The sequence below is a fragment of the Phocaeicola sp. genome, from assembly GCF_048170425.1.
Lineage (GTDB): Bacteria > Bacteroidota > Bacteroidia > Bacteroidales > Bacteroidaceae > Phocaeicola.
The window spans coordinates 12,490-39,453 of the sequence record NZ_DBEXBB010000129.1 but is presented as its reverse complement, the minus strand read 5'-3'; the positions used below and the strand labels follow the sequence as shown (position 1 = coordinate 39,453).

At 46.4% G+C, this 26,964-nt stretch carries 20 protein-coding genes; 17 read left to right on the top strand and 3 right to left on the bottom strand.

The genetic code is table 11. The features are described from left to right. Window positions 1–36 precede the first annotated feature (36 nt). A complete protein-coding gene (locus tag ACMJ0U_RS05155) occupies window positions 37–2,940 on the bottom strand; it encodes a two-component regulator propeller domain-containing protein (RefSeq protein WP_417128614.1) in 2,904 nt (967 codons plus the stop codon). A gap of 298 nt (window positions 2,941–3,238) precedes the next feature. Further along, window positions 3,239–5,974 carry a six-hairpin glycosidase gene (locus ACMJ0U_RS05150; protein WP_417128613.1) on the bottom strand — a complete coding sequence of 912 codons (2,736 nt, stop codon included), beginning with the start codon at window positions 5,972–5,974 and terminating at the stop codon, window positions 3,239–3,241. A 292-nt stretch (window positions 5,975–6,266) separates the two neighbouring features. Between ACMJ0U_RS05150 and ACMJ0U_RS05145 the strand changes: the two genes are divergently transcribed. From ACMJ0U_RS05145 to ACMJ0U_RS05105, 9 genes are all read left to right on the top strand, one after another. Beyond that, window positions 6,267–8,012 carry a sodium:solute symporter gene (locus ACMJ0U_RS05145; RefSeq protein WP_417128611.1) on the top strand — a complete coding sequence of 582 codons (1,746 nt, stop codon included), beginning with the start codon at window positions 6,267–6,269 and terminating at the stop codon, window positions 8,010–8,012. Between the two features lie 178 nt (window positions 8,013–8,190). Further along, window positions 8,191–9,348 (top strand): aldose epimerase family protein, encoded by a 1,158-nt coding sequence (locus ACMJ0U_RS05140; RefSeq protein WP_417128609.1) that lies wholly within the window; start codon window positions 8,191–8,193, stop codon window positions 9,346–9,348. Window positions 9,349–9,405: 57 nt separating this feature from the next. After that, window positions 9,406–10,083 carry an NUDIX hydrolase gene (locus tag ACMJ0U_RS05135; RefSeq protein WP_417128607.1) on the top strand — a complete coding sequence of 226 codons (678 nt, stop codon included), beginning with the start codon at window positions 9,406–9,408 and terminating at the stop codon, window positions 10,081–10,083. 4 nt (window positions 10,084–10,087) lie between these two features. Further along, window positions 10,088–10,777 carry an L-ribulose-5-phosphate 4-epimerase gene (locus ACMJ0U_RS05130; RefSeq protein WP_304316404.1) on the top strand — a complete coding sequence of 230 codons (690 nt, stop codon included), beginning with the start codon at window positions 10,088–10,090 and terminating at the stop codon, window positions 10,775–10,777. 38 nt (window positions 10,778–10,815) lie between these two features. Further along, a complete protein-coding gene (gene araA / locus ACMJ0U_RS05125; protein ID WP_417128605.1) occupies window positions 10,816–12,342 on the top strand; it encodes an L-arabinose isomerase in 1,527 nt (508 codons plus the stop codon). A 107-nt stretch (window positions 12,343–12,449) separates the two neighbouring features. Further along, window positions 12,450–14,045, top strand: coding sequence for a xylulokinase (locus tag ACMJ0U_RS05120; protein WP_417128604.1), 1,596 nt, complete (start codon window positions 12,450–12,452; stop codon window positions 14,043–14,045). Between the two features lie 133 nt (window positions 14,046–14,178). Continuing rightward, complete coding sequence (locus ACMJ0U_RS05115) at window positions 14,179–16,194, top strand: transketolase family protein (RefSeq protein WP_417128603.1); 2,016 nt, start codon at window positions 14,179–14,181, stop codon at window positions 16,192–16,194. After that, on the top strand, window positions 16,194–16,628 hold the full coding sequence (rpiB, locus tag ACMJ0U_RS05110) for a ribose 5-phosphate isomerase B (protein WP_417128602.1): 435 nt from the start codon (window positions 16,194–16,196) through the stop codon (window positions 16,626–16,628). Before ACMJ0U_RS05115 ends, rpiB begins: the two co-directional genes overlap by 1 nt. Window positions 16,629–16,855: 227 nt before the next feature. Beyond that, the gene (locus ACMJ0U_RS05105) at window positions 16,856–17,899 is read left to right on the top strand and encodes a DUF4468 domain-containing protein (RefSeq protein ID WP_417128601.1); all 1,044 of its coding nucleotides are present in this window, start codon (window positions 16,856–16,858) and stop codon (window positions 17,897–17,899) included. Window positions 17,900–18,065: 166 nt separating this feature from the next. On the opposite strand, the gene ACMJ0U_RS05100 is transcribed toward ACMJ0U_RS05105, so the two are convergent. Continuing rightward, entirely contained in the window at window positions 18,066–20,360 is a 2,295-nt protein-coding gene (locus ACMJ0U_RS05100) for a bifunctional dihydroorotate dehydrogenase B NAD binding subunit/NADPH-dependent glutamate synthase (protein WP_417128599.1), read from the bottom strand. 353 nt (window positions 20,361–20,713) lie between these two features. Between ACMJ0U_RS05100 and ACMJ0U_RS05095 the strand changes: the two genes are divergently transcribed. From ACMJ0U_RS05095 to ACMJ0U_RS05060, 8 genes are all read left to right on the top strand, one after another. Beyond that, window positions 20,714–20,992, top strand: a complete 279-nt coding sequence (locus ACMJ0U_RS05095; protein WP_417128598.1) for a tetratricopeptide repeat protein — start codon at window positions 20,714–20,716, stop codon at window positions 20,990–20,992. Window positions 20,993–21,004: 12 nt separating this feature from the next. Further along, the gene (locus tag ACMJ0U_RS05090) at window positions 21,005–21,235 is read left to right on the top strand and encodes a 4Fe-4S binding protein (protein ID WP_417128596.1); all 231 of its coding nucleotides are present in this window, start codon (window positions 21,005–21,007) and stop codon (window positions 21,233–21,235) included. Between the two features lie 28 nt (window positions 21,236–21,263). Further along, on the top strand, window positions 21,264–22,346 hold the full coding sequence (locus ACMJ0U_RS05085; RefSeq protein ID WP_417128594.1) for a 3-methyl-2-oxobutanoate dehydrogenase subunit VorB: 1,083 nt from the start codon (window positions 21,264–21,266) through the stop codon (window positions 22,344–22,346). Window positions 22,347–22,391: 45 nt separating this feature from the next. Beyond that, window positions 22,392–22,523, top strand: coding sequence for a hypothetical protein (locus ACMJ0U_RS05080; RefSeq protein ID WP_258361454.1), 132 nt, complete (start codon window positions 22,392–22,394; stop codon window positions 22,521–22,523). An 18-nt stretch (window positions 22,524–22,541) separates the two neighbouring features. Beyond that, window positions 22,542–23,315 carry a thiamine pyrophosphate-dependent enzyme gene (locus tag ACMJ0U_RS05075; protein WP_417128593.1) on the top strand — a complete coding sequence of 258 codons (774 nt, stop codon included), beginning with the start codon at window positions 22,542–22,544 and terminating at the stop codon, window positions 23,313–23,315. A gap of 15 nt (window positions 23,316–23,330) precedes the next feature. Continuing rightward, window positions 23,331–23,873 carry a 2-oxoacid:acceptor oxidoreductase family protein gene (locus ACMJ0U_RS05070; protein ID WP_022052450.1) on the top strand — a complete coding sequence of 181 codons (543 nt, stop codon included), beginning with the start codon at window positions 23,331–23,333 and terminating at the stop codon, window positions 23,871–23,873. A 171-nt stretch (window positions 23,874–24,044) separates the two neighbouring features. Then, window positions 24,045–26,132 carry a putative porin gene (locus ACMJ0U_RS05065; protein WP_417128591.1) on the top strand — a complete coding sequence of 696 codons (2,088 nt, stop codon included), beginning with the start codon at window positions 24,045–24,047 and terminating at the stop codon, window positions 26,130–26,132. A gap of 10 nt (window positions 26,133–26,142) precedes the next feature. Then, complete coding sequence (locus tag ACMJ0U_RS05060; protein WP_417128589.1) at window positions 26,143–26,961, top strand: transporter substrate-binding domain-containing protein; 819 nt, start codon at window positions 26,143–26,145, stop codon at window positions 26,959–26,961. The last annotated feature ends 3 nt before the right edge of the window (window positions 26,962–26,964 follow it).

The window sequence follows — 26,964 nt, the reverse complement described above, 5'->3', positions numbered from 1 at the left end:
GGGGTTATTTTTCACATTCTGACACGAAAAGCCCCGTCAATCGACCGGACGGTGCTCGTCTGCGACTTGTTTGATATATTCGTTCGGAGTAATTCCCGCTAACTTCTTGAACGTACGGAAAAATGAGGCACGCGAACTAAAACCACAAAGTTCTGCCATGGCAGTCAAGGTGTATTTTGCATACTCGTCTTTCAGGATAAGCGACTTGAATTCTTCCACACGGTATTCGTTGATATAATCATAATAGTTCTTCTCCAAATACTGATTGAAAAGATACGACAGCGAATGAGAAGTAGTACCGATTGCCACGGCAAGATCTGCCACTTTGAGGTCCGGATTACGATAAGGTTTATTACGCTTCATTTCCTGCTCCAGCAAACGGAAAAGCCGCTTGCACTCTTCCGGACTGACTTTGTTCGTCCGGTATTTATCCTCAATGGAAGAAGTTGACTTTTTCTCAGGTTTCGGCGTTGCTGGCCTCTCCAACACTTCTTCCTGAGCGATTTCAACTTCCTGAGAGGTTTCTTCAGGCTCTTTTTCCGTCTTTTCTGTCTCTACTACTACCGGCATTTCGGTATCATTGATACCGTTCAGTTTGCGCAATACAGACCATACCACACGCAGCAAGCAACGGCGAAATACATACACTCCCGAAATCACTAGCAACAATGCTAAAAGAGAATATATCCATTTATACCAGGAACGGTCAGGAATACAAATATCTAAAGTCATGGCTGAGTCGGGATAGCCAATCTGACGGATAACAAAAGAAGTGACTCCCGAAGGCAAATCATACAGTGATACTTCTGATTTTCCCATCAAGGAAATCCATTCTCCGTCCTCTCCTAATTTATACTCATACATCAGACTGTTCGGGTCGCTGTACGTAAGTGCAGAGAACTGAATGATTACACTCTTCTGTGAATTCTCCAAGGTAAGCACGTAATGACCTTCTTCTCCCGAAAGCTGATGCTGCATGCTCTTTCCGTTGACCAGGACATCCGACAAGGAAATAATATAACGGCTGGGGAGCATATCCATGTCTTTCCCGTTCAGGCGCACCAGTCCCCTGGAATTACCAAACCAGAAGTTCCCTTCGTCATCTTTTATAGGAATACAATTGATGAATATCAGGCTGGGAATGCCATCCGCAAAATTGAAAGGTACCACCTTAGTTTTCTTATCAAAACGATACATACCTTTATTGGTCGCCACCCACAACCAGCCTTCCGAATCTTCTACCACGGCCATCAAAGATTTTCCGTCCAATAAAGTACCAGGCATCAGCCTGCTGAAATGGCTTATGGTCAAGTCGGACACAAACAATTCTCCCTTATCCGGAAGAAAATAGAGTTGATGGTCGGAGGTCTCATAAATCATGCGGATTTTTTCTTTATGCACAAATCCTTCCGGAAACACATCGTTCTTTAAGCTTTCGGAAGAAGGATCCCAAATGCAAATACCGCTTTCCGTACAAATCCATCCTTTATGAGAAGAATCAAAATAAATCTCATAGACGTTGCCTTCGGGTAACTTGGAACTGTCGCTTTTAAAATGGCGCACAATTTTCCCGTTCCGATAACAATAAAGTCCGGCAGAAGTACCTATCCACAGATTTCCCCGGTCGTCAGGGCGAAGTACAAAAATATGTCCATACTGGAAGGGTTCAGAAGCAATCTCAAAATCTCGCAGTTCCAATGTAGTGCCATCGAGCACATACATACCTCCTCCATATGTTCCGATATAATATTTTCCGTCGAAATAACAGCTTGATACAATAATGGAAGCCCGCAGACGGGGAGCCTTGAATATCTGGAATCTGCCATCGGCTTCATCGATAAACACGAAGCCGTCGCGCGAACCTATCAGTTTCTGACTTCCATGAAAGGCAATGGTACGGACCGCCATGTCTCTGGAATCAAATACGTTCTCATATTGATAGGTGGAGAACAAGTCACTCTGAAACAAGGTGTAATCCACCCCCAACTGATAAAAGCCAATCCATAACAAGCCGTCACGGTCTACTAATACCGAGTACACAGAATTGGAACGAATCTGCCCGTCTGACTCACGGTCATGCCGGAAGGTACGGACGACACGATGGCTACTTACAGAAATAAAATGTACACCATTCCCGTCCGTTCCCACATAAAGCAGGTCTTTTCCATCGCCTGACAAGGCAGAAATCACTCCGCAACCTACATCCAGATAGCGTGCGAAGTGCTTGGTAGAAGTATCGAAAAACACCAGACCGCTAGTCATTGTGCCCATAAAAATCTTTGAGCCGATGCGCGTGATGTTGTAAAAAGAAAGATTCTGCCCGTCTTTTGCCAATTTATCCGGAAAAGAAGTGATGGCACGGTCGGACAAACGAAGAGATTTCAAGCCTTCCATAGTAGAGAGCCACAATATGCCGCCTTCTCCTTCTGCCATTCCCGTTACAAAATTCGCACGCGAAAAGACATTCTTGTCTACCAGCACATGCTCAAAAACCCCTGCCTTATATACATACAATCCTTTTTCCGTACCCACATAGAGCACATCTTCCAACTTACAAAATGCATGGACTCCACTTGTAATCATTTCAGGAGCCAGCTGTTCAAGCTTTTCGGCATCGTCGGCCAGACGGAAAAGTCCCATACCCGTACCAACCCACAGTTCATTATCCGGCATTTCAACCAGCGCAAACACCCGCTTCAGATTCTCATTGCTACCCTCTACCATGTAATGCTCCAGGCGTATGCCATCAAAACGCTCCACTGAGGTATTAGTTCCCATCCAGACATAGCCTTTTGAATCTTTGTATATCGTATTAATGACCAAATCAGGGAGTCCGTCAGACACGGACAAGCTACGGATTTCGGACGAAACAGCTCCTGCTTGCAAACAGCACAGACTGGTCAACAAAAGGAGGTAGACATATATCAAACATTTCTTCATTTACAAAACAGCCATAGGTTTCATAAGCAAAAATACATAGAATCCGCCTATATTTTATCAAGTCGGTATAAAAAACATGATTACAACCCTGCCGTCGATACCGGCAAGGCATAAGAATGCAAAAGCGCAACCACATAGAAAAGGACACCGGCCTGCACATTTTAGGTTTTCCCCGCGCAAGCCAAACGTTTCCCGAGGCGAAAACACAGGTTTCCCGTAAAGGAAACCCATGTTTCTGCTTCGGGGAACATGTCAAACTACAAGCAGTTCCTTGCTTATCTCTTAAGTGTCTATCAATTCACTTCAAGACTGTCAACACATTAGTAGCCGAGAGTGTATATTTTTTCTTTCCTACAACTACCCGACAAGGAGCTGTAGCCGTGTACATCCACTTTCCATCCTGCTTCAGCAGCAATACATCAGCAGATGCATCTGTCCGGATGCTCACTCCATCCGTTTCCAGCTGTGTACCGTTACCCAGAAAGGCCTGAAGGGGCTCTCCCTTTTCCGACTGACGGCACAGCGCATATCCTGCACAAGCCTGCAAATTTTCCAATTTGCAGTAGTGTGTGCTCTCATCCGACGACAGAATCCAGTCGGTATTTCCATTGGTCTGTGCCACACGTATACCCACATGACTACCCTGCTGTTCGCTCTTCACCTGCGGATAGTCTACCGACACAATGCAGGAAGGCTCTTTTACGGTAGAAGGTTCATACACTGCCACAAAAGGACGGTTCCATGCCTCTCCTTTCTGGCGTGTCACAAAAGTCAGCGTAGGCTGGTCCTTGATGGAGTAAGGCATGTCCTTAATGCGGCTCAGCCCTTCCGTCATGGGGCTCAAGGCCGAAAAGACTTCGCGTCCCTCCTCTCCCTTCATCCAGAGGTTCATCGTAATATCGTCCCTGTCGGGCATCCGGATGGTAAATCCGGCTTTCACGTCTTTGCTTGTGACCGCCCGCTTCTTATTATATATGTAAGAATAGGCATACAGATGAGCTCCGGCAAATGCCAGCTCCTGAGTAGGCTGAAGTCCGAGTTCGCTGCCGTCGGCCGCTGTCAGCGTCATGTGCTGCCCCAGATTGTGATAGAAATAATCATGCATCTTGTCGCCTCCCTCCACTTTCCGGCTCCGGAAAATATCTACATAATAACCTGTAGAATCACTGACGTTAACAATTCCGGTCAACCGGGTTTGATCCGCATAGCTCTCTGGCTCACGGAAATACACTTCACTATAAGAAAGCGGCTGATAAGGGAGTTTCTTACCGGCAGAAGGGTATATAGCCCGTAACTTAAAAGAATGATTACTTTTCATGACGGGATAAGAAGAAATGCCATCCACACAAACCGTGTTATGTGAAGGAAACTGGCTGTAATATTCCAAGTAATCCAATCCTTGATAAAGGGTCTTTCCAATTCCGGCATCAGGACCGAGCACGTAGCCTTTCCCATAAAGCTCCATACTGATGCCGTTGGCGTGCATGTGGTTTCCTTCACTCCCGTTGAGAGACAGCATCAGGCTGTGACGGCGATTCATTCCGTTGCGTTGTACCAGCCAACTGACATTAGGGGCATAGAAAGTCGGAGTAACGTAATCATCAATCTTGCCTGCTTCCACTTTTTCATCCAACACGAGCGGCTTTCCGGCAAAAAAGGAAGTGATGGCCACCGGAGCCTTCCCTCTTTCTGCCACCGGAAGGGAAGCAGAAGAATCGAACAGCTTCAACATGGCCGTAAACTTATGCTCTTCTTCAGGTTTTCCATGCTTGCGGGCATTCTGAATCATATAACGGAATATATCCGTACGAAGCGCGGAGGGGTGTGTATCACCAAATCCGCAAACCATACGGTTAGGGAAAAGATACTGAGGCATGCTTTCCACAGCCTTTGGAAGTACCGGAATCTCCCTGGTCAAATCCATACCCAGATTCTCATCGAACAAGCTGACAAAACTGGCATAATCGCCCACCACCACACTACTGTAACCGGGACATTCCGCCCAAATACCGGTCACGGAATCAAAACCATAATCGGCCAGTTTCTTCAATGACCATTGGCGGATAGAGGACTGGTTCACCAGGTAATCAATATAATATTGGCGTCCTTTACCGTCAGCATACTTTGCATCATCTTCCAGAATCAAAGCAATATTCATGATAAAATGCGCCTGCAACAAGTTCCAGTTGTTGTGAGGTACCCCGTTGGCAATAATGTTGTCGGCACATTTCTTGAAAGCGTCGGCATAGATGGTCATCTTTTCAGGCTTCTCCTTCAGCAGATATGCATAAAGAAAATCATAAAGCGGCACCAACGAATTAATGACATCTTCATGAATCACCTCAAAGGAAGTCATTCCTACCAGCGTCTGCTGGTGACCGTAATTCAAGTCGACAGGTACATTACGATAGTACAGACCAGTCATGTACACATCGAATACGGAAGCTGCGGCCGTGGCATATTTCGACTCTCCGGTCAGCCACCAGAGGAAAGCCGCATCACGGGCTATGCCCACAATTTCATTATTGATGCTCTCAATCATCCTGCCCGTCTTACTGAGGCTCACCCACTCGTAAGGGTTACCCTCCAGGGTACTGTTGGCCAGGTACATTCCTCTGGCATCCTCCTGATAAGGTTTCAGTTCTTCCAGCCTCGGACGTCGGTAATTGGTGGCATGGCTACGTGCTCCGGCAAACACCACTGTTGGAGCCGGTGCCTTCTCACCTCCGGCATAATCATAGTATTCACCTTTTATATAGACCTCAGTAGCATGTGTGTTCCAGTACATCAGCAAACGGGAAGAAAGCCAGTCCGTTCCCAGGTCTACATATTCATCTGTCCGTTGCCGGAGCCGCTCATACACGTCTTTTGCCCAAGGAGCCTTTTTAATCAGTTCCAGAGTCTCTTCCTTCCCCTCCTGTGTGGTCAGATAGCGGGGATGTCCCTGCGGAAGTTTCAAGTCTAGCCGCCCGGTTTGTGCATGTATCCCCCCCAGAACCATAAACAGACACAGCAAAAAAATCAGTTTTTTCATATCTTCTCAATTTTTATTTTCACATAAAATTATACGAACGGACACGTAAAAATACTCAAAAGTCTACAGAAGTTTTTTATTTTCATTGCCGGCTGAAATGTTAAAAACAGAGGAAGACGAAAAAAAAGGAGGAAACATGCTCTAAAACATGGACTTTTATTAGTGTAATTTTACACTTATCCGTAATATTGCAGTTGAATTAGTGTTACTAATACACCTTGAAAAACAAACGAAGCAAAACCAGTTTTGATAACCATGAAATCAATACACAAATAATTAAAATAATACTATTATGAATTGGAATTCAACTGAATTTATTTGGCTCGACTGGTCAGTTCTCGCCGTCGGAGTCATGGCTATTGTATGGGCTGTTTACCGTGCAATAAAAAAAGATCAGGAAAAAATGAAAGGTGCCGATAGTCAGGACTACCTTTTCGGAAAAGGAGAACCATGGTACATTATCGGTGCTGCCATCTTTGCAGCGAACATCGGTTCTGAACATCTTGTAGGACTGGCCGGTACAGGCGCAAAAGACGGCGTGGGCATGGCTCACTGGGAAATGCAAGGCTGGATGATTCTTATTCTGGGATGGTTGTTCGTTCCATTTTACCAACTATTAAACAACAAAATGGGCAAGATTATCACGATGCCCGACTTCCTGAAATTCCGCTACACACAACGTACCGGCTCTTGGCTGTCTATCATTACACTGATTGCCTATGTGCTGACGAAAGTATCTGTAACGGCATTCACCGGAGGTATCTTCTTTGAATACCTACTCGGCCTCCCATTTTGGTGGGGAGCACTCGGTCTTATCTTCATCACGGCCATCTTCACCGTTTTCGGCGGTATGAAAGGAGTGATGACGCTTTCTGCTATCCAGACTCCGATACTTATCATCGGCTCATTCCTTGTCTTATTCCTCGGCTTGAATATGCTCGGCGATGGCAGCATCTCTGAAGGATGGTCACAAATGATGGCCGCTTGTAACGCTGCACATGACGGTTTCGGAACCACACACATGTTCCATACTGACCCTGCCGACCCCATGTATCCGCAATTCCCCGGCTATGTAGTATTCCTCGGAGCATCCATCATCGGTTTCTGGTACTGGTGTACTGACCAGCATATCGTACAGCGTGTGCTCGGACAAACCAAAGGAGAAGATAATCGAAAAGTTATGGCACGTGCACGCCGCGGTACAATCGCAGCAGGCTACTTCAAACTGTTGCCTGTCTTCATGTTCCTGATTCCGGGCATGGTGGCTTTCGCGCTTTCACAAAAAGCCGGCAGCAACATCATCATGGACATCACCAACACGCATGACACAGACGGTGCCTTCGCCATGATGGTAAAGAACATCCTGCCTGCAGGTGTGAAAGGTATCGTAACCATCGGTTTCATCTGCGCTCTCGTAGCTTCCCTGGCCGCATTCTTCAACAGCTGTGCGACATTGTTTACAGAAGACTTCTACAAGCCTATGAAAAAAGGCATGAGCGAAAGCCACTACGTAATGGTAGGCCGTATAGCTACTGTCGTTGTCGTTCTATTGGGATTGGCATGGATGCCTATCATGATGAACATGGGTAACTTGTATTCTTATCTTCAAGATATTCAATCTTTGATTGCTCCTGCCATGGTAGCCGTATTTACACTGGGTATCTTCTCTAAACGTATCACACCGAAAGCCGGAGAATGGGGCCTTATCGGAGGATTCCTTATCGGTATGTTGCGCTTGTTGACCAACGTGCTCACAGACTCTGGTAAAGCAGTCATGGATGGAGCATTCTGGGAATACACTTCTTGGTTCTGGCAAACCAACTGGCTTATCTTCGAAGTATGGCTGCTCGTATTCATCGTTATCATGATGTACGTAATATCCATGTTTACTGCCAAACCGACATCTGAACAAATCGCTGCTATCACCTTCACTGGCGACTACAAAAAAGCCATTCGCGAAAGCTGGAATATGTGGGATGTAATTGCCACATTGGGCGTTGTAGTTCTCTGCGCATTGTTCTATGCATACTTCTGGTAATCCATAAAAACTAACTTATAAATGAAGAGGATATGTAAAAAAGCTGCATATCCTCTTGCTTTTTTTATAAAAACTGCTGAAAACACTCATTCTATGTTGAAAAACATCTGAAAAAATGAACAAGCAATCGCTTTAAGTGTTACTTTTACACCATAGATAAAAACATCAATAATTTCATATGAAAAGCATGAACAAATCTTTTTTAGGGGCAAGTATCATCCTTGCTGTATTAAGCGGTTGTGCTTCCAAGCAAGCCCAGCAACCGGAACTGACATTATCAGGCTTGAACCCTGCTAATTTTGAAGTTTCAGCTGAAAATGCCAAACCTATCAAACTTTATACTTTGAAAAACAGTCAGGGTATGGAAGTTTGTGTAACCAACTTCGGTGGACGAATCGTATCGGTCATGGTTCCCGACAAGAACGGAAAGATGACGGATGTAGTTCTCGGTTTTGACAGCATTGCAGACTATCAGAATATTCCCAGCGACTTCGGTGCTTCCATCGGCCGTTATGCCAACCGAATCAATAAGGGAAAAATCACTATCGACGGACAGGAAATCCAGCTTCCAACCAACAACTTCGGGCACTGTCTGCACGGCGGTCCTACCGGATGGCAGTATCAGGTGTACGAAGCCAGCCAGACCAATGACAGCACCATCGTGCTGACGATGAAATCACCCGACGGAGACAACAATTTCCCAGGAAATGTAACGGCCAACGTAACTTACTCACTGACAGCTGACAATGCCATTGACATTAAATATGATGCTACTACAGATAAGACAACAGTCATCAACATGACCAACCATTCTTATTTCAACTTGAATGGGGAACCGTCTACACCAGCTACAGACCATATACTTTATGTAGCTTCCGACAGCATCACTCCGGTAGACAGCACCTTCATGACAACAGGTGAAATGATGGCAGTAAAAGATACTCCGTTCGACTTCAACACACCGAAGGCCATCAGCGAAGGAGTGACAGATTTCTCTAACGAACAAGTGAAATTCGGTAACGGATTTGACCATAACTGGGTATTGAAAACCAAGGGTGAGATCAATCAGGTGGCTGCCAAACTGACAAGCCCGACTACAGGCATCGGCCTGGAAGTTTACACAGACGAACCTGGTATACAGGTCTATACAGGAAACTTCCTGGACGGTACGGTGAAAGGAAAGAAAGGTATCACTTACCCACAACGTGCCTCCGTGTGTCTGGAAACCCAACACTATCCTGACAGCCCTAACAAACCACAATGGCCTTCTGTTATACTGACTCCAGGACAAACCTACCAAAGCCACTGTATTTTTAAATTTACAGTAGAAAAATAACAGAAACCAAAGAAACCAAAGAAACCAAGTTGTAAAGAACCAAAAGTCACGAACTTCATGACCACATACTATAATAATAATCCTAAATTTTATGTCGGAATCGACTGCATTATCTTCGGATTCGACAAAGGCGAACTGAATTTATTGCTGCTCAAAAGAAATTTCGAACCCGCAATGGGACAATGGTCGCTGATGGGAGGCTTCATTCAGGAAAACGAAAGTGCCGATGAAGCTGCCAAGCGTGTATTAAGCGAATTGACCGGACTGGAAAATGTGTACATGGACCAGATTGGTGCATTCGGCGCAGTAGACCGCGACCCGGGCGAACGAGTTATTTCACTGGCTTATTATGCCTTAGTCAACATCAATGAATATGACCGTGAGCTAGTACAGCAGCACAATGCATATTGGGTAAATATCAATGAACTGCCCAATCTGATTTTTGACCACAATGAAATGGTTGAGAAAGCTCGTGCTATCATGAAACAAAAAGCCTCAAGGGCACCTATCGGCTTCAACCTTCTGCCAGAGCTGTTCACTCTGACACAGCTCCAAAGCCTGTACGAAGCGATTTACGGTGAACCGATGGACAAACGAAATTTCCGCAAACGCATTGCAGAAATGGGATTTATAGAAAAAACGGATAAAATTGATAAAACAGGATCACGAAGAGGAGCCTCTCTCTACAAATTCAACGACAAGGCTTATCAGAAAGATCCGAAATTCAAACTTTAGAAATATGTTAGAAGCACTGAAAGAAAAAGTGTTTCATGCCAACCTGGATTTGGTGAAACACGGATTGGTTATTTTCACGTGGGGAAACGTATCGGCCATCGACCGTGAAAGCGGACTGGTGGTTATCAAACCCAGCGGAGTATCTTACGACGAAATGAAAGCAGAAGACATGGTCGTAGTAGACCTGGAAGGAAACGTAGTGGAAGGGAACCTGCGTCCTTCAAGCGACACACCGACTCACCTTGTACTCTACAAGGCTTTTCCTGAAATCGGAGGCGTTGTACACACTCATTCTACCTACGCTACTGCATGGGCTCAAGCCGGATGTGACATTCCGAATATCGGAACCACGCATGCCGACTATTTCCACGAAGCAATTCCTTGCACAGCCGACATGACTGAAGAAGAAGTGAAGGGTGCCTATGAAATGGAAACTGGAAACGTAATCGTAAAACGTTTTGAAGGCATGAATCCGGTACACACTCCTGGAGTTCTCGTCAAAAACCACGGACCATTTTCATGGGGTAAGGATGCACACGATGCAGTGCACAACGCCGTGGTAATGGAACAGGTTGCCAAGATGGCCAGCATTGCATACGCTGTCAACCCGCACCTGACCATGAATCCGCTGCTCGTAGAAAAACACTTTAGCCGCAAACATGGTCCTAATGCTTATTACGGACAAAAGAAATAACATAAGAACAAATATCAACCCATTAAAATAAAATCACTATGAACGCATTTGATCAATATGAAGTATGGTTCGTAACCGGAGCTCAGCTCCTTTACGGAGGCGATGCAGTTATCGCAGTAGACGCACACAGTAACGAAATGGTAGCAGGTTTGAATGCTAGCGGCAAACTGCCTGTGAAAGTAGTATATAAAGGAACTGCAAACTCCTCAAAAGAAGTAGAAGCAGTGTTCAAAGCAGCCAACAACGAAGAAAAATGTATCGGTGTAATCACTTGGATGCATACTTTCTCTCCTGCTAAAATGTGGATTCACGGCTTGCAGCAATTGAAGAAACCGTTGCTCCACCTGCACACTCAGTTCAACAAGGAAATTCCTTGGGATACCATGGATATGGACTTCATGAACTTGAACCAGTCTGCTCACGGCGACCGTGAATTTGGTCACATCTGCGCTCGTATGCGTGTACGCCGCAAAGTAGTAGTTGGTTACTGGAAAGACGAAAACACGTTGTCTAAGATTGCAGTATGGATGCGCGTATGTGCTGCATGGGCAGATTCTCAGGATATGCTGATTCTGCGTTTCGGCGACCAGATGAACAACGTAGCTGTTACAGACGGTGACAAGGTAGAAGCTGAACAGCGCATGGGTTACCACGTAGACTATTGTCCGGTAAGCGAACTGATGAGCTACCACAAAGAAGTAAAAGACGAAGATGTAGAAGCTCTTGTAAAAACTTACTTCAATGAATACGACCACGATGCTGAACTGGAAGACAAAGCTTCTGAAGCATACCAGAAAGTATGGAATGCCGCGAAAGCTGAACTGGCTCTGCGTGCTATCCTGAAAGCAAAAGGCGCCAAAGGTTTCACTACTAATTTCGACGACCTGGGTCAGACTGACGGAAGCTATTTCGACCAGATTCCGGGACTGGCTTCACAGCGCCTGATGGCAGAAGGATATGGCTTCGGTGCAGAAGGTGACTGGAAATCGGCTGCTCTGTATCGTACAGTATGGGTAATGAACCAGGGATTGCCTAATGGATGCTCTTTCCTGGAAGACTACACACTGAACTTCGACGGTGAAAACAGCTCTATCCTTCAGGCTCACATGTTGGAAGTTTGTCCGATGATTGCTGCTAAGAAACCTCGTCTGGAAGTACACTTCCTCGGTATCGGCGTGCGCAAGAGCCAGACTGCACGTCTTGTCTTCACTTCTAAGGTAGGTACAGGATGTACTGCTACCGTAGTAGACATGGGCAACCGCTTCCGTCTGATTGTAAACGATGTAGAATGTATCGAACCAAAACCACTGCCGAAATTGCCGGTTGCTTCTGCTCTCTGGAAACCGATGCCTAACTTCGAAATCGGCGCGGGTGCATGGATTCTGGCTGGTGGTACTCACCACTCTTGTTTCTCATACGACCTGACCGCAGAATACTGGGAAGACTATGCTGAAATTGCTGGTATCGAAATGGTACATATCAACAAAGATACTACTATCGACAGCTTCAAGAAAGAACTTCGCATGAACGAAGTATACTACATGCTGAACAAAGCTCTTTGCTAATACTTAACCAAGTATATCTTAAAAGTGCTGGACAGAAGATTTCTTTCTGGCAGCACTTTTAATTTTTTATATTGCCTTATTTCTCACTTTAATTAATCGATTTTAATATGAAAGATGCAAAGTCAACCATTGAGGCAGGTAAAGCCATTCTGGGTATTGAATTCGGTTCTACCAGAATCAAAGCTGTCTTGATTGACCAGGAAAACAAACCTATTGCTCAGGGAAGCCACACCTGGGAAAACCAGCTGGAAGACGGACTCTGGACCTACAGCATTGAAGCAATCTGGGCTGGAGTGCAGGACTGCTACGCTGACCTTCGCGCGAACGTAAAAAGCCAGTACGGCATCGAAATAGAAAACTTGGCAGCCATCGGCATCAGTGCCATGATGCACGGCTACATGGCTTTCAATGACAAAGAAGAAATCCTCGTACCGTTCCGTACCTGGAGAAATACCAACACCGGAAAAGCAGCTGCCGAACTGTCTGAACTCTTTGTTTATAACATTCCGTTAAGATGGAGTATCTCTCACCTCTATCAGGCTATCCTGAACAAGGAAGAACATGTGAAGGACATCACTTTCTTCACGACACTGGCTGGTTACGTGCACTGGCAGATTACCGGCGAAAAAGTTCTGGGTATCGGTGATGCTTCAGGTATGCTTCCTATCGACCCTGAAACAAAGAACTACTCTGCCGAAATGATTGAAAAGTTCGACAAGTTAGTCGCTCCTTACGGATATAGCTGGAAACTGACAGACATTCTGCCCAAAGTATTGCTGGCAGGAGAAAATGCCGGCTGCCTGACTGAAGAAGGCGCCAAGAAACTCGACGTATCAGGTCATCTGAAAGCAGGTGTACCTGTATGTCCGCCAGAAGGTGATGCCGGAACAGGGATGGTAGCTACCAATGCCGTAAAACAGCGCACAGGTAATGTATCGGCTGGTACTTCTTCTTTCTCTATGATTGTACTGGAAAAAGACCTGTCTAAACCTTACGAAATGATTGACATGGTAACCACTCCGGACGGAAGTCTGGTAGCCATGGTACACTGCAACAACTGTACTTCCGACCTGAATGCATGGGTAAACCTGTTCAAGGAATACCAGGAACTGATGGGTATGCCGGTAGACATGGATGAGATTTTCGGCAAACTGTATAACCACGCACTGACGGGTGACGCTAATTGCGGCGGACTGATTTCTTACAACTATTTCTCTGGCGAACCTGTAACCGGGCTTACAGAAGGACGTCCGTTGTTCGTACGTACAGCAAGCGACAAATTCAACTTGGCTAACTTTATGCGTGCACACTTGTATGCATCTGTAGGCGTACTGAAGATTGGAAATGACATCCTCTTCAACGAAGAAAAAATCAAAGTAGACCGCATTACCGGTCACGGAGGTCTGTTCCGTACCAAAGGTGTAGGTCAAAGAGTACTTGCTGCAGCCATCAATTCTCCGATTTCCGTCATGGAAACCGCGGGAGAAGGTGGTGCATGGGGTATTGCGCTGTTAGGTTCTTATCTGGTGAACAATGACAAGAAGCAGTCACTGGCTGACTTCCTCGACGACAAAGTGTTTGCCGGGAATGCTGGCGTAGAAGTATCTCCTACGGCAGAAGACGTGGCTGGATTCAATGAGTATATTGAAAACTACAAGGCTTGTCTGCCTGTGGAAGAAGCAGCGGTAAAATACAAGAAGTAAAAAAATGTGAAATAAATAAGTTATTTCCACTTTGTAATTTACATATAAATGTCATACCTTTGCTCATAATTTAAAAAGCGGGTGACCTATGCCACCCGTATTTTATGTAGCATACAAATCAAACTTTAGTTATATGAACAGCAAACAAGTAATGAACCACGCTGCTGATAATATTCGTATTTTAGCTGCTTCAATGGTTGAAAAAGCAAAGTCCGGACACCCCGGAGGTGCAATGGGCGGAGCCGACTTCATCAATGTCCTGTATGCAGAGTACCTGCAATATGATCCTCAGAATCCGAAATGGGAAGGACGTGACCGTTTCTTCCTGGACCCGGGCCACATGTCACCGATGTTGTACTCACAATTGGCTCTTATCGGTAAATTTACATTAGACGAATTAAAACAATTACGTCAGTGGGGCTCTCCTACTCCGGGACATCCTGAAGTAGACGTAATGCGCGGCATTGAAAACACTTCTGGCCCGCTGGGACAAGGACACGTATTTGCTGTAGGTGCTGCCATCGCTGCCAAATTCCTTGCAGCTCGTACTGGCAATCCTACTTTCAATAAAGAAACTATCTACGCTTATATCTCTGACGGTGGTATTCAGGAAGAAATCTCTCAGGGTGCAGGCCGTATCGCCGGACACCTGGGTCTGGATAACCTGATTATGTTCTATGACTCAAATGACATCCAGCTTTCTACAGAAACAAAGGATGTCATCTCTGAAGATACAGCCATGAAATACCGTGCATGGGGATGGAATGTCATCGAAATCAACGGTAACGACTGCGAACAAATCCGTACTGCACTGGATGCGGCAAAAGCAGAAAGCAAACGCCCGACGCTGATTATCGGTAAATGTATCATGGGTAAGGGTGCCCGCAAAGATGACAACTCTTCATACGAACACAACTGTAAGACTCACGGTGCTCCTCTGGGTGGCGACGCTTACAAGAACACCATGATTAACTTGGGGGCTGACCCTGAAAATCCGTTCGTTATCTTCGACGACGTAAAAGAGATTTACGCAAAACGTGAAGAAGAACTGAAGACCATCGTAGCTGCACGTTATGAGGAAGAAGCTGCATGGGCTGCAGCCAATCCGGAAAAAGCAGCTCAGCTGAAAGAATGGTTCAGCGGAGCTGCTCCGAAAGTAGACTGGGCAGGTATCCAGCAGAAAGCAAACGATGCAACTCGTAACGCATCTGCCACTGTATTGGGTGCATTGGCACAGCAGGTTCCTAACATGATCTGTGCTTCTGCCGACTTGTCTAACTCTGACAAGACTGACGGTTTCCTGAAAAAGACTCATGCATTTGTTAACGGTGACTTCAGCGGTGCCTTCTTCCAGGCCGGAGTAGCCGAACTGACTATGGCTTGCTGCTGTATCGGTATGGCACTGCACGGTGGTGTTATCGCTGCCTGCGGTACATTCTTCGTATTCTCAGACTACATGAAACCTGCCGTACGTATGGCTGCCCTCATGCAGTTACCAGTGAAATTCATCTGGACACACGATGCATTCCGCGTTGGTGAAGACGGTCCTACCCACGAACCGGTAGAACAAGAAGCACAAATCCGCCTGATGGAAAAACTGAAAAACCACCACGGAAAGAACTCTATGCTGGTACTTCGTCCGGCCGATGCAGAAGAAACTACTGTCTGCTGGAAACTGGCTATGGAAAATACCGATACTCCGTCGGCTTTGATTCTGTCTCGCCAGAACATCACTCTGCTGCCGGAAGGTACAGACTACTCACAGGCTGCCAAGGGAGCTTACATCGTAGCTGGTTCTGACGAAAATCCGGATGTCATCATGGTAGCTTCAGGTTCTGAAGTCTCTACACTGGTAGCTGGAGCTGAACTGCTTCACAAAGACGGTGTGAAGACTCGTATCGTGTCTGTTCCGTCAGAAGGTCTGTTCCGCAGCCAGAGCAAGGAATATCAGGAAAGCATTCTTCCGAGTGGAGCTAAGGTATTTGGTTTAACAGCTGGTCTGCCAGTTAACTTGCTAGGTCTGGTAGGTGCCAACGGCAAGATTTGGGGATTGGAATCATTCGGTTTCTCTGCTCCTTACAAAGTACTGGATGAAAAGCTGGGCTTCACTGCTGAAAATGTATATAACCAAGTAAAAGAAATGCTCTGATGAAAACAATAGGACTTGCATCCGACCATGCCGGATTTGAATTGAAACAATACGTAAAAAAATGGCTGGAAGCCAAAGGATGGGAATACAAAGATTTCGGGACCTACACAACCGACAGTTGTGACTATCCCGACTTTGCTCACCCGCTGGCTTTGGCAGTAGAGAACGGAGAATGCTATCCGGGAATTGCCATCTGCGGAAGCGGTGAAGGAATCGGTATCACCCTGAACAAGCATCAGGGCATTCGTGCCGCGTTGTGCTGGATTCCGGAAATCGCTCATCTGGCTCGTCAGCATAACAATGCCAACGTACTGGTAATGCCGGGACGTTTCATTGATGAAGCAATGGCCGACAAGATTATGACGGAATTCTTCACCACAGATTTTGAAGGCGGACGCCATCAGACACGCATCGACAAGATTCCCGTTCGATAATCCCCTGCTCCTGCTTCGGAGAGGTTCTATTTGATAGAAATACGTACAAAGCCTGTTTTCCTGAAAAGGGAAACGGGCTTTGCTGTTTTTACTGAAATGTATAATTGTTTCACAAAAAAATAATAAGAAATCCTATTCCTACACCGCAGTTAAAAAAAATACCTATCTTTACACATGCTATCTTTAAGATATACTATTTCATACTATAAAAAACTTTGATACCAATCATGAAAAAATTATTATTCATCTTATTGACCTGCCTGCCGTTGTTCGGAATGGCCAAGGATAAAAAAGACAACTCTGACCCCAAATATCTGGCCGGAGCTATTACACTGGAGGATGGAAAAGTGACTTTCCGCCATGAAATCAAGGCTCCATCACTCTCCAAGGAGCAACTCTACAAACAAATGCTGGAATGGGCCAATAACCGTTTTAAATCTGACGGGAAACTGCAGAGCCGCGTAGTCTACACCAATGAAGAAGAAGGCGACATAGCCGCCTCAGCCGAAGAATATATTGTGTTCTCTTCTTCGGCTCTTTCACTGGACCGCACCCGCATCTACTACCAGTATCTTATTAATGTTACCGATGGTGTATGCCGCATGACCATGACCCGCATCCGCTACTGGTATGACGAAAACCGTGATGGAGGAGATAAATATACCGCCGAAGAATGGATTACCGATGACATGGCGCTGAACAAGAAGAAAACGAAGCTGGCTCCTATCTGCGGAAAATTCCGTCGTGAGACCATTAACCTGAAGGACCAGCTTTTCCAGTCGGCTACCGATGCATTAGGACAAAAGGTACTGGCTAACGAAGCAGCTCCGGCTGTAGTTCCGGCCACACCTCTGACTCCGGCCATGGCCCTGACCGGCGAACTGAAGGAAGTACCTGTAGCACAATTTTCAAACAGCTGGAACAACCAGCTACAAAACGGACGCATCACCTTGACTGCCAACGAGGAAGAAATCGAAATCAAGGCGGAAAACTGGGGAGGTTTTGGCAAACTGTTCAACAAGAACGTGGCTTACCTGCTGATTGCCCAAGACCGTATTGCGCTCAGCGCTCTGATGGAACAGTGCAGCGAATACAAGATTTCATTCTATGCACAAGGTGCCTCCCAGCCGACAGCAGTTATTGAATGCAAGAAGTCAATGAACCAAAAAATGACGGCTGATGACCTGAAATCACTTAACATTCAGGCTGACAGCAGTAAGTCATACACCATGTATACAGGCGAAATCACACGCACACTGCTGCGTCAGTAATATCACATAGAAAAAACGTCCTTGCGCTTCAACCGAAACACAAGGACGTTTTGTTTTAAACGCTTCGACGTTTTACCTTAAACGCAAGTGCGTTTTAAAGGAAACGCTTCGACGTTCTGTTACAAACGTCAAAGCGTTTTTTTATGACTAAATTTTAAGTTTGTTTTTATGCCTGACGAAGCTGGCGATCCATGGCAGCAGCCGCACGGCGTCCGTCACCCATCGCCAAGATTACAGTGGCTCCTCCACGCACGATGTCACCACCGGCATAGATGGTCGGGATAGACGACTGCATGTCATCGTTGACAGCAATGGTTCCCTTGCGTCCTAATTCCAGTCCCGGAATAGAATTCGGCACAATCGGGTTAGGTGATACACCTACACTGACAATGGCCATGTCAATGTCGAGAGTTACAGTGGCTCCCGGAATGGCAACCGGACTACGACGACCGGAAGCATCAGGCTCACCCAATTCCATCTTCTGAAGTACCACCTGTTTTACACGTCCCTTCTCATCGGCAATGTATTCTATCGGATTGTGCAGTGTCAGGAATTCCACACCTTCTTCCTTGGCATGCTTCACTTCTTCCAGGCGGGCCGGCATTTCTGCTTCCGAACGACGGTAAATAATCATCGCCTTCTCCGCTCCCAGACGACGTGCTGTACGTACAGAGTCCATCGCTGTATTTCCACCACCGATTACAGCTACTCGCTTACCGAATGTCACCGGAGTATCGGCATCTTCGCTGGCCGCATCCATCAGGTTCACACGTGTCAGGTACTCATTCGAAGACATGATGTTGATGGAGTTCTCGCCCGGAATGTTCATGAAGTTAGGCAGTCCGGCACCCGAAGCCACGAAGATACCCTTGAAGCCTTCGCTTTCGAGGTCTTCCACGCTGATAGTCTTGCCTATGATGCAGTCCTTCACGAAAGTCACTCCCATCTTGGACAAGTTTTCGATTTCCACATCCACAATCTTGTTCGGCAGACGGAATTCCGGAATACCGTATTTCAATACCCCACCTATTTCATGCAGCGCCTCGAACACGGTTACATCGTAACCCATCTTGGCCATATCGCCTGCAAACGATAATCCGGCAGGTCCTGAACCCACTACTGCGATCTTGATACCGTTCTTAGCTGCAATTTCAGGCACTGAAATCTGTCCGCTTTCACGTTCATAGTCAGCTGCAAAACGTTCCAGGTAACCGATAGCCACCGCTTCGTGTCCCATCTTCAGGTGAATACATTTCGATTCACACTGCTTTTCCTGCGGACAGACACGTCCACATACGGCCGGAAGCGCACTGGTCTTTTTCAGCGTACGCGCAGCTTCCAGGAATTCTCCACGTTCGATGTTCTTGACAAAGCCCGGAATATCAATACCCACCGGACAGCCTTCCATACAAGAAGGATTGGCACAGTCCAGACAACGCTTGGCTTCTGTCAGCGCCTGCTCTTCGCTCAGTCCCAGATTCACTTCTTCCTTGCGGCTGTGTGAACGGTATTCCGGATCCAGTTCGTTCATCTTCACGCGCGGAATAGCCACACGTTCTTTCGGCTTCATGCTCTTGCGCAACGCTTCACGCCATTCAGCGTTTCGTCCGGAAGCAGCCTGTTCAGCTTCACAAGTTGCAGGTTTGGTATCCAGTTTATGAATTTCTTCACGCTCAATATCCTTGAAAGCCCCCATGCGTTTCAGCATTTCGTCGAAGTCCACCTGATGGCCGTCGAATTCCGGACCATCCACGCATACGAACTTCGTCTTTCCGCCCACGGTGATACGGCAAGCACCACACATACCTGTACCATCCACCATGATGGTGTTCAGCGACACATCGGTCGGAATATTGTATTTCTTCGTCAGCAGGCAGACAAACTTCATCATGATGGCCGGACCAATGGCAAAACACTTATCCACCTTTTCACGCTTGATAATTGCTTCTACCCCTTCCGTAACCAGACCTTTCTGTCCGTAAGAACCGTCGTCCGTCATGATAATCACTTCGTCCGAGCTCTCACGCATTTCCTTTTCAAGAATAATCAGTTCCTTGGTACGTCCGGCCAGCACGGTAATGACCCGGTTTCCTGCAGCCTTCAATGCCTGCACGATAGGTAACATCGGAGCCACACCTACACCACCTCCGGCACAAACCACTGTCCCGAAGTTTTCAATATGAGTAGCCTTTCCCAGCGGACCTACCACGTCTGTAATGTAATCACCCACATTCAGTTCGCACAGACGGGTAGACGAAAGTCCTACCTCCTGCACTACCAACGTAATGGTTCCCTTCACCGGATCGGCTGCTGCAATGGTCAAAGGCATACGTTCCCCCTTCTCGCCTACACGGACAATGACAAAATGTCCCGCCTTACGCGACTTTGCAATCAACGGAGCCTCAATCACCAGTTTGAAAACCTTTTCGGAAAAATGTTCCTTCTGAAGAATCTTGTTCATAATTCTTTCTGATAAGTTAATTATTTAGTTGTTTGCTTTGTGAATAAATTGCCACAAAGTTAAGAGAAATAATAACATAATCAAATATATTTCGCGCATTCAATAAACTTTTGATAAAAACTTACAACATCCAACAAACCTGTTACCCGTCTCTTTATTTCATATGGTTAGTTAGATATGCATCTTTTTCAATTGAAACAAAATCAAGAGTATTGAAATACCTTATAAACCAGAATGTTGCGCATCCTTCAGTAGAAGAAAATTCGGCAATTTTTACTATTTATTCTGCAAAAATGACTCTCGTACCAAATTAAAGACTATCTTTGTAAGGTTACAATATGACATAAAAGCCCATGAATGAACAACTGAATCACATCAGACAACTGATAAATGAAGGAAATGCAGACACCGCTATATCCCGCCTGAATGATTGGTTGCAAACAGCTTCTTCCCCCATGGCAGAGGCGTATTATCTTCTGGGGAATGCCTATCGGAAAAAAGGCGACTGGCAAGGGGCACTCAACAATTATCAGGAAGCCATTGAACTGGATCCGGAAAGCCCAGCCACCGAAGCCCGGAAGATGATGATAGATATACTTAACTTTTATAACAAAGATATGTTTAATCAATAAGAGATATAGAATATGGCTAAAATGAAAGGTGTGGTTATCGTAAATACCGAACGCTGCAAGGGATGCAACCTATGTGTGGTCGCATGCCCGTTGCATGTGTTGTCACTCACCCCGAAAGTAAATCAAAAAGGATATAATTACGTACAGCAGGTAGTGGAAGACACCTGTAACGGATGCTCTTCGTGCGCCATTGTGTGCCCGGACGGTTGTCTGACCGTGTACAGAGCGAAAAATGAAGAATAAAATGCCCAACAAGCAAAATCTAGAAATTATGGCAGAAGAAGTTGTTCTTATGAAAGGTAACGAGGCCATAGCCCATGCCGCCATCCGTATCGGCGTGGACGGTTACTTCGGTTACCCTATCACCCCCCAATCTGAAGTATTGGAAACGCTTGCCGAACAGAAGCCTTGGGAAACTACCGGAATGGTAGTCCTTCAGGCCGAAAGTGAAGTGGCAGCAATTAATATGGTATACGGAGGCGCCGGTAGTGGAAAAATGGTTATGACCTCCTCATCCAGTCCGGGCGTCAGCTTGAAGCAGGAAGGTATCTCCTACATCGCAGGCGCGGAACTTCCTTGTCTCATAATCAATGTCATGCGGGGTGGTCCGGGCTTAGGAACCATCCAGCCCAGTCAAGCCGACTATTTCCAGACTACTAAAGGAGGCGGTCACGGCGACTACCGCCTGATAGCATTGGCTCCGGCTTCCGTACAAGAAATGGCAGACTTTGTGGGACTGGCTTTTGACCTGGCCTTCAAATACCGCAATCCGGCTATAATTCTGGCCGACGGTGTAATCGGTCAGATGATGGAAAAGGTGGTGCTCCCAGAATATCGCCCCAGACGTACAGAAGAGGAAATTCTGGCACAATGCCCATGGGCCAGCACCGGTTGCAAGGGACGCAAACCTAACGTCATTACCTCACTGGAGCTAGACCCGGCCATCATGGAGCAGCGCAACTTGCACCTGCAGGCCAAATATGCAGAAATCGAAGAAAAAGAAACACGCTACGAGGAGCTTGACACAGAGGATGCCGAATACCTGATTGTAGCTTTCGGATCCTGTGCACGTATCGCACAAAAAGCCATGGAGCATGCACGCGAAGAAGGCATCAAGGTAGGTCTGTTCCGTCCGATTACACTATGGCCATTCCCGAGCAAGGCCCTGAAAGAAAGAGCCAAACAGGTGAAAGGTATCCTGACCGTGGAACTGAACAGCGGACAAATGGTCGAAGATGTCCGTCTGGCCGTAGAATGTAAGGTACCCGTAGAACATTTCGGACGTCTGGGAGGTATCGTACCCGACCCGGATGAAGTAATCGAAGCCATCAAGGAAAAACTGATTCAGAAATAAGCTATGGATACCGATAGAATAAGAGCCGTCTTAAACGTACTGTTTATGATTGGAGCATTGATTTCCGTCATTCTCTACTTCACATTAGGCGAAGACAAGACCGTATTTTTTTATGTATGCGGCGCATCCCTTTTTCTGAAGATGATGGAGTTCGTGTTTCGTTTCTTTCTACGATAAACTACAGGAGAACTAATTATGACAAAAGAAGATATAATCAAACCTGAAAATCTGGTTTATCAGAAGCCTCGCCTGCTGAATGATAACCCTATGCATTACTGCCCGGGGTGCAGCCACGGAGTAGTTCACAAACTGATAGCCGAAGTCATCGACGAAATGGGCATGGCAGAGAAAGCTGTCGGAGTAAGTCCGGTAGGCTGCGCCGTGTTCATGTATAATTACCTGGATATAGACTGCCAGGAAGCCGCACACGGACGTGCACCTGCCTTAGCTACCGCCATCAAACGTTTATGGCCCGACCGTCTGGTATTCACCTATCAGGGCGACGGTGACCTGGCCTGTATCGGTACGGCTGAAACTATTCACGCCTTGAACCGCGGAGAAAACATCACCATCATTTTCATCAACAATGCCATCTATGGCATGACCGGTGGACAGATGGCACCCACTACCCTGATGGGCATGAAAACTTCTACCTGCCCATACGGGCGTATTCCGGAAATCCACGGCTATCCACTAAAAATGACCGAAATTGCTGCTACCCTGGAAGGAACAGCCTATGTAACCCGCCAGTCCGTACAGTCTGTTGCCGCCATCCGCAAAGCCAAGAAAGCCATCCGCAAAGCATTCGAATGCTCCATGCAGAAAAAAGGCTCCAGCCTGGTAGAAATCGTATCTACCTGCAACTCCGGATGGAAAATGACACCCGAAGCCGCCAACAAATGGATGGAAGAACACATGTTCCCCTTCTACCCGCTGGGCGACCTGAAAGATACTACCGAAAATAAATAATTATTTGCACATTATATGAAAGAGGAAATTATCATAGCAGGATTTGGAGGTCAGGGAGTTCTTTCCATGGGAAAAATCCTGGCATATTCCGGCCTGATGGAAAACAAGGAGGTGACTTGGATGCCAGCCTATGGTCCGGAACAGCGCGGAGGTACAGCCAACGTCACTGTCATTGTGAGTGACGAACGTATCTCATCCCCGATTCTCAGCAAGTATGACACTGCCATCATCCTGAACCAGCCTTCACTTGCCAAATTCGAGAGCAAAGTAAAACCGGGCGGAGTATTGATTTACGACGGATACGGTATCATCAACCCTCCTACCCGCAAAGACATTCACGTATATCGTATTGATGCCATGGACGAAGCCAACGAACGGAAAATGGCCAAGACCTTCAACATGATTGTACTGGGAGGATTACTGAAAATCCGTCCCATCGTATCAATAGAAAGTGTGGTGAAAGCCCTGCGCAAGACATTGCCCGAACGTCACCACCACCTGATTCCGATGAATGAAGAAGCCATACGCATCGGTATGGACATCATCAAAGAAGTCTGACTCCTTACCAGAAGCATGCTTCTATCTTGCAGGCTGCCAGTGCATTTACAGAAAGAAATGCAGTTGGCAGCCTTCTTCTTTCTTCTGAGTTTCACTTCTAAAATCTCCAATGTTACTTTTTGAAAGCCACAATCTCCCGTTTTCGCATTTTTATTGTATCTTTGCCCCATTATGAAGAAGCTATTTTTTACAACCCTACTCATACTGGTGTGTACTGCCCTTTCGGCACAAAACACCATTTCCCAATACGGACAGGGAATGTCTGCCACCGGAATGGACAATAACAGATATGACCGAAACGGAAATCCGATAGATACGACCGCAGTAATTGATGCCAGCACCGTACCGGTAGGACTGAATGCCTGGAAAATCGACACACGTTTTGGAGAAATGACTCCCGTTCCGGTCGATACCCTACAGCATGGCTTCCAGAACTCCAATGACACGGGAGGCCCTACAGGACATTACACTTACTTGGGTAACTTAGGAGCACCACGTATTTCACACGTATTCTTCGAACGAAAAGAAAGCAGCCAGTTTTTCTTCATCGATCCGTATGACTTTACCGTACGGAAACCCAGTGACGTGGTATATACCAACACCAAATCGCCGTTCACTAACCTGACCTACTTCAAGCAAGGAGATGGACGATACGGAGAAGAGCGCTTCAAGGCCTACTTTGCCGTGAATGTAAATAAGCGCTTAGGCTTCGGATTCGACATTGACTACACTTACGGACGAGGAAAATACGACAGTCAGTCGACGGCGTTGTTCAACGGAAATCTCTTTGCCTACTACCAGGGCGACAAGTACGACATGCACTTCAGCTTCATCAATGAAAACCTGAAGGTAGCAGAAAACGGGGGTATCACAGACGACCGCTACATTACTAACCCATTGGAGATGGCCGAAGGAAACCGGACCTATGAAACGTATTCTATCCCGACCAATCTGTCGAATATCTGGAACAACAATACCGGGTATCATGCCTTCCTGACTCATCGGTATAACTTGGGATTCTATCGCGATGAAACGACTGAGAACGATACGATTACCAAAGAAGTGTTCGTGCCGGTGACCAGCTTTATTCATACCGTCAACGTAGACATCAACCGCAGAAAATACGTGTCTTATGACGTTGACCAGAATGAAGAATACTTTGAACATAACTACTTGGGCAAGGATTCACTAGACATCACCAAGAACTTCTCTATCAAGAACACCGTCGGCATTGCCCTGCGGGAAGGATTCAACAAATGGGCCAAAGCCGGACTGACCGTTTTTGCCAGCTTTGAGCATCGTAACTTTACGCTGACTGATACCATTACCGGCACTCCGGGACGACGCATCCCGACAACTCACAAAGAGAATGTATTGTCCATCGGAGGCCAGCTTATCAAGTCACAGGGAAAGACACTGCACTACAATGTGTTGGGTGAAATAGCCATGATTGGAGAAGATGCCGGACAGTTCAGCGTAGAAGGGCAGGGAGACCTGAACTTCCGCCTGTTCAACGACACCGTACGTCTGGAAGCCAATGCCTATATCAAGAACCTGAATCCTACGTTCTACTATCGCCATTTCCACTCCAAACATTACTGGTGGGACAATGACCTGAGCAAAATCATGCGTACACGCATTGAAGGGAAACTAAGCATCGACCGCTGGCGGACACAATTGAAGGCGGGAGTGGAAAATATCACCAACTATACGTACCTGGACAACACTTCAGTGAAATATACCAATGCCAACGATGTAGTCAGCTACAAAAACAACATGGCTGTACGCCAACATTCCGGAAACATCCAGGTGTTCAGTGCCTGTCTGCGTCAGGATTTCAAGTTAGGTATTCTCCATCTGGACAATGAAATCACCTACCAGAAAACCAGCAATGAAACCGTCCTTCCCTTGCCGGAACTTGTGCTCTATCACGACCTGTATATCCGGTTCGGACTGGCCAAGAAGGTATTAAGTATTGAAATGGGAGCAGACATGCGTTACTTCACACAATATTACGCACCCGATTATGCCCCGGCCATCGGACAGTTCTACCTGCAAAATCCGGACACACGCTACAAGCTCGGCGGATATCCACTCATCAACGGATACATCAACCTGCACCTAAAGCGTACACGTATCTTCGTGCAAATGTACAACCTGCTGCAACGTACGGGGGAAAAGAGCTACTTCCTGGCGCCGCATTATCCGCTTAATCCACGTATCCTGAAAGTAGGACTCTCATGGAACTTCTTTGATTAATTCTCTGCCTATGAAGAGAAACAAGATTCTATACCTGATAGGCGGATTGATTATTCTTCTCGCCATGCTTCGACTCTGTTCACACCATGAAGAAGAACCGAAGTTCACACCGCGCGATTATCCGGAAATCATCGAGTCAGGTATCCTCCGTGCGGTAACAGAATACAACACCATCAGCTATCATGCCGACAAGGACAGCTTGTCCGGCTTTGACTACGAACTGCTGAATGCCTTCGCACAGGCCAAGAACTTACGGCTGGAAGTCACTCCGGAAATGAGTTTTGAGGAACGGTTGAAAGGCCTCAACAAAGGAAAATACGACCTGATTGCTACGGAAACAACCGTAACTACCCGCTCCAAAGACTCCCTTCTTTTCAGCCACACTCTGCTGCTCAGCAAGCAGGTACTGGTACAGCGCAAACCGGAAGAAGGAAAAGATAGTCTGTACATACACAACCAACTGGAGTTAGGACACAAAACCCTGCATGTAGTCAAAGGCTCTCCTGCCCTGTTGCGCCTGCACAACCTCATCAGCGAGATAGCTGACACCATCTACATTCAGGAAATAGAACAATACGGGCCTGAACAACTCATGGCCATGGTTTCCGGAGGTGACATTGACTATGCCGTGTGCGACGAGAATATTGCCAAGGCCAATATACATCTGTATCCTAACCTGGATATTGATACAGACATCAGTTTCACCCAATTCTACGCATGGGGAATAGCCAAACATTCTCCCATCCTGCTCGACAGCCTGAACCAATGGCTCGATGAATACATGAAAAGCGAAGACTATCAGAAATTATATAAAAAATATTTTCATTAAAAC

Bases quoted from the DNA above. Each gene is read 5' to 3' on its own strand.
- ACMJ0U_RS05075 (WP_417128593.1), top strand. From the start codon at position 22,542: ATGACAAAAGAAGATATAATCAAACCTGAAAATCTGGTTTATCAGAAG.
- ACMJ0U_RS05065 (WP_417128591.1), top strand. From the start codon at position 24,045: ATGAAGAAGCTATTTTTTACAACCCTACTCATACTGGTGTGTACTGCC.
- ACMJ0U_RS05095 (WP_417128598.1), top strand. From the start codon at position 20,714: ATGAATGAACAACTGAATCACATCAGACAACTGATAAATGAAGGAAAT.
- ACMJ0U_RS05105 (WP_417128601.1), top strand. From the start codon at position 16,856: ATGAAAAAATTATTATTCATCTTATTGACCTGCCTGCCGTTGTTCGGA.
- ACMJ0U_RS05130 (WP_304316404.1), top strand. From the start codon at position 10,088: ATGTTAGAAGCACTGAAAGAAAAAGTGTTTCATGCCAACCTGGATTTG.
- ACMJ0U_RS05100 (WP_417128599.1), bottom strand. From the start codon at position 20,360: ATGAACAAGATTCTTCAGAAGGAACATTTTTCCGAAAAGGTTTTCAAA.
- ACMJ0U_RS05135 (WP_417128607.1), top strand. From the start codon at position 9,406: ATGACCACATACTATAATAATAATCCTAAATTTTATGTCGGAATCGAC.
- ACMJ0U_RS05120 (WP_417128604.1), top strand. From the start codon at position 12,450: ATGAAAGATGCAAAGTCAACCATTGAGGCAGGTAAAGCCATTCTGGGT.
- ACMJ0U_RS05150 (WP_417128613.1), bottom strand. From the start codon at position 5,974: ATGAAAAAACTGATTTTTTTGCTGTGTCTGTTTATGGTTCTGGGGGGG.
- ACMJ0U_RS05080 (WP_258361454.1), top strand. From the start codon at position 22,392: ATGATTGGAGCATTGATTTCCGTCATTCTCTACTTCACATTAGGCGAA.
- ACMJ0U_RS05115 (WP_417128603.1), top strand. From the start codon at position 14,179: ATGAACAGCAAACAAGTAATGAACCACGCTGCTGATAATATTCGTATT.
- ACMJ0U_RS05085 (WP_417128594.1), top strand. From the start codon at position 21,264: ATGGCAGAAGAAGTTGTTCTTATGAAAGGTAACGAGGCCATAGCCCAT.
- ACMJ0U_RS05140 (WP_417128609.1), top strand. From the start codon at position 8,191: ATGAAAAGCATGAACAAATCTTTTTTAGGGGCAAGTATCATCCTTGCT.
- ACMJ0U_RS05145 (WP_417128611.1), top strand. From the start codon at position 6,267: ATGAATTGGAATTCAACTGAATTTATTTGGCTCGACTGGTCAGTTCTC.
- rpiB (WP_417128602.1), top strand. From the start codon at position 16,194: ATGAAAACAATAGGACTTGCATCCGACCATGCCGGATTTGAATTGAAA.
- ACMJ0U_RS05155 (WP_417128614.1), bottom strand. From the start codon at position 2,940: ATGAAGAAATGTTTGATATATGTCTACCTCCTTTTGTTGACCAGTCTG.
- ACMJ0U_RS05060 (WP_417128589.1), top strand. From the start codon at position 26,143: ATGAAGAGAAACAAGATTCTATACCTGATAGGCGGATTGATTATTCTT.
- ACMJ0U_RS05070 (WP_022052450.1), top strand. From the start codon at position 23,331: ATGAAAGAGGAAATTATCATAGCAGGATTTGGAGGTCAGGGAGTTCTT.
- araA (WP_417128605.1), top strand. From the start codon at position 10,816: ATGAACGCATTTGATCAATATGAAGTATGGTTCGTAACCGGAGCTCAG.
- ACMJ0U_RS05090 (WP_417128596.1), top strand. From the start codon at position 21,005: ATGGCTAAAATGAAAGGTGTGGTTATCGTAAATACCGAACGCTGCAAG.